Annotated in this window: 5 protein-coding genes; 1 reads left to right on the top strand and 4 read right to left on the bottom strand. The window is 69.5% G+C overall.

What is annotated here, in order from left to right:
- Positions 1-3: 3 nt before the first annotated feature.
- Genes ACH4PY_RS05670 through ACH4PY_RS05685 form a run of 4 tightly spaced genes read right to left on the bottom strand, consistent with a single transcriptional unit; the run spans position 4 to position 8,457 of the window.
- Entirely contained in the window at positions 4-2,520 is a 2,517-nt protein-coding gene (locus tag ACH4PY_RS05670) for an RNaseH domain-containing protein (RefSeq protein ID WP_398176294.1), read from the bottom strand.
- The gene (locus tag ACH4PY_RS05675) at positions 2,514-5,780 is read right to left on the bottom strand and encodes a hypothetical protein (protein WP_398176296.1); all 3,267 of its coding nucleotides are present in this window, start codon (positions 5,778-5,780) and stop codon (positions 2,514-2,516) included. Before ACH4PY_RS05675 ends, ACH4PY_RS05670 begins: the two co-directional genes overlap by 7 nt.
- The gene (locus ACH4PY_RS05680) at positions 5,777-6,934 is read right to left on the bottom strand and encodes a hypothetical protein (protein ID WP_398176298.1); all 1,158 of its coding nucleotides are present in this window, start codon (positions 6,932-6,934) and stop codon (positions 5,777-5,779) included. Before ACH4PY_RS05680 ends, ACH4PY_RS05675 begins: the two co-directional genes overlap by 4 nt.
- Positions 6,931-8,457 (bottom strand): PD-(D/E)XK nuclease family protein, encoded by a 1,527-nt coding sequence (locus ACH4PY_RS05685; protein WP_398176300.1) that lies wholly within the window; start codon positions 8,455-8,457, stop codon positions 6,931-6,933. Before ACH4PY_RS05685 ends, ACH4PY_RS05680 begins: the two co-directional genes overlap by 4 nt.
- Positions 8,458-8,751: 294 nt before the next feature.
- Here ACH4PY_RS05685 and ACH4PY_RS05690 point away from each other — a divergent pair, with 294 nt between their 5' ends.
- Positions 8,752-11,901: a DEAD/DEAH box helicase gene (locus ACH4PY_RS05690; protein WP_398176302.1), complete on the top strand. Its 3,150-nt coding sequence runs from the start codon at positions 8,752-8,754 to the stop codon at positions 11,899-11,901.
- Positions 11,902-12,106: the final 205 nt, after the last annotated feature.

A 12,106-nucleotide genomic window follows, 5' to 3' on the forward strand; every position in this document is an offset into this window, starting at 1 on the left:
CTGTCAGGACTCTCCGTCCCCTGCGACCCGGTAGTCCGGATGGTCCTCGTCGAGGACGCTCGCGAGGTGCAGCGGGACGGGCACCTGCGTGCGGTCGTCCCAGGCGAGAGCCTGTTCGCACAGACCGGCCGTGAGCCCGGCCAGCTGCACGGGGAGCCAGGATCCCGTCCGCACCACGCATATTTCCTTGGCCGTGTACGAGTGCCAGGGGACGGCGAGCTGGGAGGAGAGTTCGGAAGGGAGGGTCCACCGAGTGTAGTGGGCGCCCCGGTCACCACCCTTCGCCTTGATCGACCGGGATCGGCCGGCGAAGAGCCAGCAATGGCCGCTCGCTTGGGTGAGCCGGTACACCTTCCGATCAGGGGCGGCCGGTTTGGCCGGATCGCTCGGCATATTGGCCTTCTCCCTCCGCGTGACGGGGCGACCGATCTCTCCGATTTCGGTGTTCAGACGTACGACCGCGACGTCGGCGCCGGCGGCCCGCAACGAATCCCCGGGCAGCGGGCCGTCGCCCAGCCGGACGTTCTGAAGCCCGGGCCAGATGGTCCGAGTCTCCTGTGTATCGACGAAGACCACCATCGGCGTGCCGTCCGGCCCGGTCGGACGATCCGGATGCACGGCAGCGAGAAGGGCTTCGAGCCTCGCCTCCACGACGGCACGTGTCAGCTCGGCCTTGTCTCCCGTGCGCCCGAAGCGGGTGGTCCCGATGGCGCCGGCGTGGAATTCCGCCGTGCCGTCGGCTCCACGCACCCAGGCCTGCCGTCGATCGCTGTGGACGAGGAGTCGGCACCCGGCCAGGTCGTCGGGATCGACGTGGAGTGCGACCATGGTCAGGATCAGCGGTTTGCCTTCCGTTCCGGTTTGCTGCCTGCGGGCGTGAATACCGACGAGCAGGGCCCTCTTCGCGAGCTTGGGCGAACGTCCACCCGCATTCACCGCGTCCAGCAACCGGTGATCCAGAACTCCTGCGGCGCGCAGCAAGTCCCGTAGGGCGGCGCGGGCGGCATGCTTCTTCGTCTTGGTGCTGGCCGTTGTAGCTGTCGGAGGCAGGAGGGTGGGCTCGGTGGCGAGAAACTGCGCCGGTATCCCCATATGCCCCAGCAGACGCCGCAGATGCGGCTTGGCGTCGAGTTCGGGACTCGCGCCTTGGGGGTGGTACTCAGTCTCCAGCCAGGCGGCGGTCAGCCCTTCGCCGGGAGCGGGCAGTTCCAGGCGGGCGAGATGGGCCGCTCGGTTGACGGTGTCGTGGGCGAGGAGTCCCGGACAGTAGCGCGCGACGACGTCCAGACGTGCGTTGACAGCAGCGGGTGGACCGTCTGCGTCCGGTCTCACCGTCCGGCCCGCGAGCTCGGAGATCTCGGCGAGCATCCGGTCGCGCCCCGTCGGTGTCGCGTAGGCGCAGACGAGGGTGACCTTGCGGAACCCACTCGGATCGACCGCTTCCGGGGGGAGGCCGCCGACCGGGTAGTGCGTGACGCGGGTGGCCAGTTTGATCTCGCGGTCCTCCGTGTAGGGCAGCGGCTCGAGGGCGGGAAGGACCGACACGATGTGCTCGTGCAGCCGCAGCATGAACCGGGGCCCCGGGCCGCTGCCGAGCGCGGGGAAGCGGGCGCTCGCGAGCTGCGGCCGGAACTGCCCTGGAACTGAGGGGAGTTCCGCCGGGATGTCCAGTGGCGACAGCTGGCACGCCTCAAGGATCTTGACGACAGCCGGGTCGAGGTGGCTGCGCCATTCGCCGGTGTCCTTGACCTTGCGGCGCCTCAGCGGAAGTCGCAGGACGGGGCTGCCGTTTCTTTCGCGGTCGATCCAGATGCTCTTTGACCAGCTGCCGTCGGGAGAGATCCTCGACAGATGCGCGTCGAAGCAGAGCACGGGGTCAGCGATGCCGACCCGCGTGGTCAGCCGTGCGGTCACCCGGTGCATGCTGAACGCCTTTCCGGACCGACTGACCACAAGGTCGTCCGGGTTCCAGGCCAGTAGCGCCCCGTCGGTATCCATCGTCAGCGGGACCGGTGACCGGCCGTCCACCGTCATCGGCACCTTCGCCAGCCGCCGCATCACCTGCCATTCCGCGGTGCGGAACACCCAGCCAGGCATGACCGGAACCTGGCCGGGACGAAATTTTACGAAATCGGCGAAGGGGCGAGCTGCTTCAGGCGCGGGAAGCAGCCCCGCGAGGACGGCGGTCCCCTTGCCGTCCCGGACGTGTCCCTCCCAAGCCCGTACAGCGACGTGCACGCGGTCGTCGAAGGACCCGCCGCTGGTCAGGAGGAGCATCCGGCTGCCCGCCGACTGTTCCTCCTCGGCGAGTTCCCACTCACCGAAAAGCCTGACGGGCTGACCGGTGGCGGCGACGAGCCCGGTGGCCAGGGCGGAGTAGCGGGGACCGCGCTGGCCTTCCCGCGAGGGCAGGCCTTTCCAGGCTGCCGCAAACTCCTCGGTGAGCGGATAGGCGGTGATCGTGCCGAGCAGGGAGTCCAGGTCCTGCCTCGGGAGGCGGTAGGCGAGCGTGATCAGCACAGGGGTTCGTCCTCCAGCGGGTGCTCCGCGTAGGCCAGGAAGGCGTCGAGCGTGGTGCCGTAGTACTGCCGCATGGCGGGCAGCGTGCCGTCACGCCGCCACTTGTCCCGCAGTTGCAGGATGAGCGTGGCGAGATCGGTGCCACCGGAAGTGTCGAGCAGGGCGCCATCCACGAGATGGAGCGTCGCGTCCGTTCCTCCGCGTCGGGCCCGCCCGATGAGCTGGACGGCGCCGTTGAGGATCTCCGCCAGCACTCCGAGCCGGACGTCGAGCGGTTGGGCCTGGAAGTACGGCGGGCAACGGACGATCTCATCGAAGTACTGCCCGGCCACCTGCCGGCGCTTGGCGAGCAGTGCCCGGGGATCGCTTGTGGGGCCGCGGTGCTCGGCCAGTGCCCGGGCCTGGATGTGCGCGACGAGCTCCGCCGGCTCGTCGATCAGGGGGATCGGCCGCACGATCAGCCACACCGACCCCAAGGCGGACTTGTTTCCCTCCCCGATGATGTTCACCCCCCGCTGCACTCTGGCCAGCGGCGCGATCAAGATGTTCGCTCGGTGGATTGCCGGGAAGCTCTCCAACCGGTCGGCGGGTAGCTCCCACCAGTGCCCGGTGTGAACGGCCGCCTGCTGCTCGCCCTGGTGGGAGGCAGGCCGTACAGCGAGACATATGCGGGCGGGATCCACTCCGGCTGCCGCGAGGCCTTCCGCCACGTGCCGTGCGGCTTCGTACGACGTCGTGGCCAGCAGGACGCGAGCACGGTCCTTCTTGTGGATTTCCAGCTGCTCCAGCTCGTTCCGCAGGTACCTGTCCCACAGCTCCTTGGCGATCCGCCGGGTGGCGGCCGCGCGTTCGGGCCCTTGCAGGCCCGAGATGCGGCGTGGTCGTCCTTCCTCGTCGTCGATTCGAGCGGCGCGGACGCGTACGGTATCCGGCTGGTCGTCCGCGACCCACCACTTCGGCAGTGTGTGGATGTGGTGGTGCGGCGCGCCGGGGAAATACGACGTCGCCGACATGCCGAGGACGATGCGGCGGACACCTGCGTGGCCCAGCGCGGTGGTGTCGCCGAGCCCGACCGTGTAGGTGTGCGGATCGCCGCCGAACGCTGCTGTGGACAGGCGGGCCGGCGCGCCCCCGGTGTCGTCGTAGTACTCGGTGAAGGCGAAGACCAGCCGTCCCAGGGGGCCGGTCGGGGTCACCTGCCAGTGCCCGTATGTGCCGAGCGCGTCCGCGATCTCCTGGGCGGACTCGATACCGATGTCGACGAGCTGGGCGCTGCTGGCCATCAGCTGGTGCAGGAAGATCCGGATACGTTCGAGGATGGCCCGCCGCAGGATCCGGTTGACGGCCTTGGTCCTGTCCTCCTCGGGCGCCTTTTCGACGAGGCGCTCCAGGGCGGCCCGTGCCCTCGGCAGGGACAGGCCGCCGGAACCACCGGTGACGACCGCCGCGAGGTGCTGCCGCGCCTCGGCGAAGCCCGGAGGGTCGTTGGCGGGTGGCTCCGATTCGCCCAGGAAGAGCGAGCGGAACGCGTTCAGGTCGTCGGACGAGATCTTTTTCACGTCGCGGCCGAACAACCGGGCGGTCAGCCAGTTGTCCCAGCGGCGGGGCACTATCCAATAGCGCCCGGGCCCGCGTGGACGCCGTCCTTTGCTGGGGGGCGCTCCGCCGAGGCGCTCGTAGGTCAGATGGCTCACATACGTCTCGGACAGATAGCGGAGAGTGAAGTAGGCGTCGCGGACGCTCGCGTCGACCTCGTCCTGGAGACGGCCGAATGCCTCGGCGAAGTCCCGGTCGAACCGCCGCAGAGGGGTATTGGTTCTTCCCGCGTGGTCGAGTACGAGGTGACGACCGGCCCGGTCGATCGCGGCGCTCTGGAACACGTCGACCTCGTCGATGACGACGATCTGGCAGCGTCGCATCAGCAGCTCCTCGACCGTCAGTCGGTCGGTGACTCCGTGGCCGTCGTTCACGGGGGCCTGGAGCACTCCGGCGAGAAGGTTCGCGTGCGAGGTGACGATGACGTCCGCGGTGCAGGCCTGCCGAGTGCCCCGGAAGCGCCCACAGCTCGTTCGCCAGGGGCACGCGAAGGCCTGTTTCTTCCGGTTGCGTCGGGCAGCCTTGCGCAGCTTCGCGCAAGGCTCGCTGCCCGGCTGCCACCGGTCGACGCCGTCGTCGCTCCCCGCTGTAGCAGACAGGGCGCAGCCGTAGCCGAACCGCTCCCAGACCCAGTCCGCGTCCGGACCACCGTCGGTGGAGCGGGAGGCCGCCGTCTCCGCCACATCGATCAGAGCCCGAGGCGAGACGAGCGGTACGACGCCGCCTACCGGCTGCTCTCCGCACATGTCCAGCGCGCGCTCGATGGCGTGGACTGAGCGGACGACGTCGGCGTTGGTCGGCAGGACGAACGCCACCGGGATCCGGTGGCGGACCGCCCAGCACGCGAAGGTCTCGATGAGGACGACCGACTTGCCGAATCCGGTGTAGGCGAGAAGTTCGTTGAGGTTTCCGGTCGTGAGGTCGAGCCCGTCCAGAAGCTCGTTGTTCTGCGAGCGGATCTGCCTGCCGAAGCGGTCGACGGCGTCCTCCCGGTGGCCGCTCCTGCCGTGTTCGCGCTCGCCTTGGTCGATCAGCCGCGCGATCTCGCGCAATTCATCGAAGGGCACGTGGCGTTCGGGGAGTTCGGGGGCATCGGCGATGACTGGTGGCGGTTGTCCGGCGTCGAGATGGTGGGGGTGGATGTCGTAGTGGAAGTCGACGAAGACCTGCTGCCGGTCGCCTTCCCCGGCCACTCCTGTCGTGGTCACGTGGGCCCCGGTTCGGGCAGGCGGAAGCACGCGATTCCTGGCGGCGTGGAGCTCGTCCAGCCGTTGCAGAAGGCCGTCGACGTAGGCGGCCAGCGGCATTCCCGGGCGTACGGTGATCATTCCGGGCATGTCCTCGTCGTCGGCCGTGGTACAGCCAGGGATCCGTGCGTCGCGCCGCAGCCTGTCGAGGACCCCGCCGGCCGCCTCCGCGTTGGCCAGCTGATTGGGGCGCCGACGGAGCAGCCTGGTGAAGCGGCGGGCGTCGGCGTGGGACAACCTCTGCCAGCCCGACCAGTCGGCGATGTGGCCGTCCAGGACGTAGAGGAGGTCGTCCCGGGTGATCGTCCGGCCGGATTCACCAGCGTCACCGCAGGGGAAGAACAATGCGGTCAGTCCGGCGGCGGCACCCATGACGGCCGGGAAGACCTGCTCGGCCCCGGAAGCGAGGCCGCTCACCGTGCCCTCAGCGCTCGGCGTACCTCGCTGACGAACGCGGTCTCGGTAGTGACCTGGAGCGAGGGCACCGCTGTCGTCAGGGCGCCGCGCTGGTGCTCGTGCGTTCGGGGCAGGAGGACCCGAGCCTGGGGCGGCTCGGCCCGCAGGTCGGCGATCAGACGATGCGCCGAGCGGTACTCCTTGACGTCGACCCGGAACTCTCGGCTTCCTGCCAGCACGCGCAGGTCGTATCTGTCGATCTCCGGCCAGAGCTCTACCGTCGCACCCTGCTTCACGAGCCGCTCCATGATCCTCGTCTCACTCGCTCCCGGTACCACGACAAATCGCCAGACACCGAAGTCCACACACACGGAGCCGCTTGTCGGGCGAGCCGTCGGCGTGGCCATCCGCGGCCGCCCCTCGTCGACACGGCTCAGTCGGGGGAGGGCCCCGGGGGTCCGACCCGCCGCCAGCCGGTAGACCGCGGCGTGCGGGCCGTAGCGGCAGCGCACGGTCGTACCTCGCACTGCCATCGGCCAACGGCAGAAGGGGCAGGGCCACCACCATTGCTCACCGTCAGGCGACCGGTGCACGTGCTCCGCGGGTATGTCGCCGTAGCCGCCCGCGGGAGGTTTCACACCGCTCTCCCCGATCAGGCGGCGCAGCTCGGAGAGATCGCCTGCCGGGTGGTCGATCAGAAACCGTCGCGACGCCACGTACAGCTCCTGGTTCCTTTCTTCGGCCAAGACCTGGAAGGCCTCGCTGCGGAGGCGATCGGCGTGCATCCAGGTCCACGCAGGCATCCACGAAGTGGAGCCGGGGCGGTGGCTCACCGGTAGGGCGTACTCGCCCGCGAGGTCGTACGCCTCCGTGGTCAGCAGCCCATTGCTGTCGAGGAGCGCCACGCGTGCGATGTCCCCGTCCGGTCCGGCAGCCAGAGCCGGTATCGTGCCGAGGCGTCGCTTGAGGCAGTCGACAAGTTCCAGCGGCGTGGTCGGCCCGCGGCCAGGCCCGTGAACTTCCATGACGACGCCGGTCATGCGCGCGACTTCCCGCATGGCGTCGTGGTGCCGGTGCCGGACCGTCCATGCGTACGCGGCCCGCAGGGAAGCGGCCACGACGCGGTCAGCCCGTTCGGCCGGGTCGTCCCACCGGCGGGTCGGCCATTCGGTCATCGACTGCCTCCCGCGGCCGCGTCGGGGCACCACCGTGTGAACGGGCAGTCCGTGCACGCGGCGCCCGGGGCGGTCGTGAACTGGGAGTCGGCGCGCCATGGGGCGATGTACTCGGCCATGACCGTTCGCGCTTCCGCGGCCACATCCGGGGCAGCGACGTCGAACCTTGTGACGATCGGGCCGGTGCCGGTCAGCCGTTCCAGCTCCACCCCGCAGTGCCTGCCCGGCAGGACTCCGGCGTGGGAGAGCAGCACGGCCAGTGCCAACTGCGGATGCTGGGCGAGCAGGTTGCCTTCGTCCGGCACGCGGGCCGTCTTCGTCTCGCGCAGGGTCCACCGGTCTGCCACACGGTAGAGCAGGTCCGACTTGGCGAGGACGACGACGCCGGCGGTGGGGTCGTAGGCGACGACCGTCCGTTCCGGATGGACCTCCGTGTCGGCCGGGCGGTTTTGCAGCGGGCAGACGAGGGCGTGGTCGGCGATCATCTGGATGCCGAGCCTTGCCTGTAGACCCGACAGCGACCATTCCTGGTAGCGCCACGCCTCGGGCGGCCCGGGTACGTCGTCCGGTGTGCACGGCTGCTGCGGGCTGCGGCGGTGGCGGCTCTCGATCCACGCGTGTACGGCCCTGCCGCGTATGACAGCCTCGGTGTCCTCGGCCGCGGTCTCCCGCGGCAGGAAGAGGCCCTCCAGGTGGGAGCGCGCCGGGCAACGGCGGTAGGAGCGCCCCGTCGTGACCGACCAGGAGCGACGAGGCGCGCCGGGCGCGGCGACAGCGAGGAGGCCGGGCGCGGACACGACCGCGGGGCAGTCGGCGACGGCGGCGCAGCGGCCGCAGTTCTTGCCCGGGCGGTACGAGCCGCCGGCGACGATCCGCCCGACGTGTGCCTCGACTTCGGGGGTGTAGCGGGCGTAGGCCTCCGCGGGGGGACCTTCGAAGAGGACGCGGTGGGAGCCGTCGGCGCAGCCGATCTCCACGAGCCGCACGAACCGCGGTGGTTCGTAGCCGCCGAGCACGAGCGGAGTCGCTGCCCACCGGGAGCTCAGGACCGGTCTGCCGCCGGCCAGAACGCCCGCGGCCACGGCGATCTCCATGTCGTCCGGGGGGTTCTTCTCGACCGATCCCGCGCGGACCAGGCGCAGCTCGCGGACACCGTGCCCGGCGTAACGACGGTCGAGCACGATCTCCTCGTACCTGTCCGGGTCACCCGGCCTGAGCGGCCCCCGCTGCCGGGCCCACACACGTGAGAAGGGTTCCAGCGGCACATCGGGCGGAATGCCGGGCGCGGCCGGCAGCGCGGCCGTCGCGGCGAGGTAGCCGCGGACGGCGTGCTCCGTCCACTGGACGAGCGCGGGGTGAACCGGGCGTTTGGGCGCCGCCTCCCATTTGATCAGGGCTTCCTCCGTGCCGAGTCGTCCGAATTCGATGAGGTCCAGGACGTCGTGCAGGGGGCCCAGCGCCCGGCTCGTCGGCGCAGGCCTGTCCTCGCGGAGGACGGCGAGTGGTCTGGGGCGTACTCGCACCGCAAGTCCCTCCGGACATTCGTTCTCCCGGCGTCGCACATCGAAAGGCCGGATGCGCACGAGATCGCTGCCTGCCGGTACTTCCAGGGCGTCAGGCGGATTTCCTGTCATTTTCCCCCCTGAAGTCTCGCGACTCCTGAAGCATTGAAGTTCCCCCGAACGTGCGGATGTCCGGGTTTCCGAGGATCGTGCTTTCGCCTCACCCGGGATTGCCGTAGTGTTCTCATCTCGCAGCCTCCCGCGGGTTTTTGCGGTATGTTCTCGCGTGGGCGGCTGCATCGCAGAGGGGGTGGAATGAACTTTCGCGGACTCTTCGTCGGGATCGATTCTTACGGTCCCGATCTGACGCGCTTGCGATTTGCGCGACGGGACGCCGTCGTGCTCGACGCTATTTTTCAGGACAACCTCGGTGGGGACACGACGCTGCTCGTCGACGGCGATGCCACCAAGGAGAGATTCGTGGCAGAGATTCGCCACCTCGCCGAGGTCGCCGCCGCGGAGGATTTCGTGGTGATCACTTTCTCCGGGCACGGCCTTCCCGGCGGCGCGCTCGCCCTGTCCGACGTTTCGGCGAAGGATCCGGACCCCGGCTCGCTCCCGCTCGACGAGCTCGTCCGGCTGGTCGGCCATATCCGTGCGAAGGCCCTCGTTCTCGTGCTGGACTGCTGCTTCGCGGGGAACGCCGCGGAACGGACCGTCAACGCCCCGGGGGCCGGTTGCACAAGCCGCGACGGTTCCGCTTCGATCTCCGGCAGGCTGGACGTGCTGCGTCGCAAGGAGTACGCCGTCATCGCCGCCGCCGACCACGACCAGGAGGCTCGCGAGGAACCGCGGTTCCGGCACGGCCTGCTCAGCCACTACCTGATCGAAGGACTGCTCGGGCGCGCCGGCACCACCGAGAACGGCAGGGTTCACATTCTCCAGTTGGCCCACTACGTCTTCACCAGCGTGAGTGCCTACGGGCAGGGCGTCCCCGGGAGGAATCAGGATCCCGTGCTCGTCGGTAGCATCTCGAATTTCTCGCTGCCCGTCTTCATCGGCGGGCCCCGATATCTGGAGACAGCCGACGGAAAGCAGCTCGGCAACGTGACGTCCGACATCGCGACGCTGGCGTCGTACGGGATTCCCGGTCCGGTCCTGGAGATGTGGAAACGCCGTATCGGAAAACTCAATCAGCTCCAAAGGGACGCCGTCAACGAAGGCGCCCTGCTGGAGGGTGTGAACGTACTGGTGAGTGCTCCCACGTCGACCGGGAAGACCATGGTGGGCGAAATAAGTGCGTTGCGGTCTGTGGCTCAGGGCAAGAAGGCGGTGTTTCTGCTTCCTACCCGCGCTCTCGTCAACGAGCAGTACGAGAGATTTCAGGGCGACTACGGACCTCTCGGTATCGACGTCATCCGTGCCACGGGCGAACTGCGCAACCACCTGCGTAAACTGATCAGCGGAGACTTCGACATCGCTGTTCTCACGTACGAGAAGTTCGTCGGCCTGCTGTCCAGGATTCCCGGCCTGCTGAACGCGGGAGTCCTGGTCATCGACGAGATCCACTCCCTCGCGCTCGCCGAGCGCGGTCCTCTGCTGGAGACGCTTCTCACCTGGCTGAGGATGAGGAAGGGACGCAGCGCCACTCCGCAGATCGTGGGGCTGTCCGCGGCCCTCGGAAATCCCGCCGAGTTGGCCCGGTGGCTCGGTGCGAGCCACGTGCCCGGTGGGCGCCGGAGCGTCCCGTTGCTCGAAGGTGTCCTGTGGGCGGACGGCCGCTATCGCCATCGGGGCCGGGACGGGGAGGAGTCGATCGAGGAACTGCTGGAACCCGAGGCTGCTCCCGGGTTCGGCACTGCCGAATTCAGCGGCACGGAGCGGCTGATGGTCCGCCTGACCGGCAAACTGGTCGCGTGGGGACAACAGGTCATCGTCTTCCGCTCCACCCGTGGTGGGGCGCGTGGGCTTGCTCAGGAACTCGCCCGCACGCTGGGGCTGCCCCCTGCCGTCGGTCTCCTCGCCTCCCTGGACGGAGGTGACAGCGGTCGTACCACGGACCTGCTGCGGGCCTGCCTGGAGCACGGAGTGGCGTTCCATCTCGCGGACCTGACACTCGAGGAGCGGTCGGCGCTGGAAAAGTCCTTCCGGAGCCCGCACAGCGAGGTACGTGTCCTCGTGGCCACCACGACACTGGCCCAGGGCGTCAACCTGCCCGCGGACTCCGTCATCATCGGGGATCTCACTCACCCCTCCGCGGCGGGCCTGCCGTACTCCGTCGCCGAGTACAAGAACATGGCGGGCCGGGCGGGCCGTACCGGCATGGGGAGGCGGGAGGGGCGCGCGGTCATCGTGGCGAGGGGCAGCGCCGCGGCAGAGGAGAAGTGGCGGCGGTACGTCCTGGGGGAGCCGGAACCTGTGCGGTCGGTGCTGTTCGACTCCGGCGCCGACATCCGCGCCGTGATCCTGGCCGGTCTGGCTGAACCGGTGGCATTCGCCCCCGGCCGGTCGGGCTCGGACGTCGATTGTTTCCTGGAGGCCACCTTCGCTGCGCACCAGTCGCGGAGCAGCGGCCTTTCCGGCCCGTTCCGTGACGCGGACGTCCGCCGACGGATCGACGAGCTGGTCGACGGCGGCTTCCTGAAGAGGACCGTGACGGGATCGCAGGCAGCGCCGTGCCGGCTCGTGCTGACGGACCTGGGTAGGCTCACCGTCCGCAGCGGCCTCGGCGTCGACTCCGTTACCGCAGTGGTGGAAGCGCTGGGCGCGGTCGCGGCCGACCGGATCGGCGCAGCCACCCTGGTCTGTGCCGCCCAGCTCATGGCCGAGCTGGCGGACAGCCGCTTCCAGCAGCTCCCGCAGTCTGCCTACGCAGAGCGCAAGCGCCTTATGGCAGCGCTGAGGGCTCGTGGTGCCGCCGAGCAGGTGCTGGCCCGGTTGATGGGCTCCCCATCCAGGGACGGCGTCGACTTCGGCCGGGCGCGGCGGAGCATCGCCTGCCTGATGTGGGCGGAAGGAATCGCACTCGCCAATATCGAAAGGGCGATCGCGGACGGAGCGATGGCCACGCGGCGGGAGGTTCCCGGCCCTGTCCAGCATGCGGTGCAGCGCACCGCCGACGTGATCGACACCGTCATCGAGATCGCCCACCATGTCCACCCGACCGCGGACCTCGGCAGTTTGCCGGACGTTCTTCCCCACCAGCTGGACCTGGGAATCGCCGCGGGCCTGGTTCCTGTGGCCAGGCACGCGGAGCCCCAGTTCCGCCGTTCCGTCTATATCGCGCTGGCCCGGAAAGGCCTGACCTCGCCGGCGGACATTCTCGCAGCGGACCCGCAGCTGTTGCTCGAGTGCGGGGGAGGCGGCCCCGCGCAGCCACAGGCCCTCCGGGAGGCGGCAGCAGCCGCCTGGGAAGCGGAGGCCGAGAGCAGCCGCGCGGACCGGTTCCTGCCCCCGGTCGGCTGACCGGGCCCGGGATACGGAGCGCTCCGCGGGCGGGTCGCTGTGCGACACGGCCTCCTCCGCGAGGCGCCCGAGAGCCGCGTCCACCCATCTGCGGGCGGTACGCGGATGGCGGTCCAGGCGCGCGGAGATGCCGGTCAGCCGCTGTTCGAACCGTTCGGTGCCGCAAGAGTCCAGGCCCAGCGCGTCCGTCGCGAGCCGGGCCATC

This window comes from Streptomyces sp. NPDC021224 (assembly GCF_044332905.1).
Classification (GTDB): Bacteria; Actinomycetota; Actinomycetes; order Streptomycetales; family Streptomycetaceae; genus Actinacidiphila.

What these genes read in the sequence shown, in the direction of transcription:
- ACH4PY_RS05680 (WP_398176298.1), bottom strand. Translation starts at nt 6,934, where the DNA reads ATGACCGAATGGCCGACCCGCCGGTGGGACGACCCGGCCGAACGGGCT.
- ACH4PY_RS05690 (WP_398176302.1), top strand. Translation starts at nt 8,752, where the DNA reads ATGAACTTTCGCGGACTCTTCGTCGGGATCGATTCTTACGGTCCCGAT.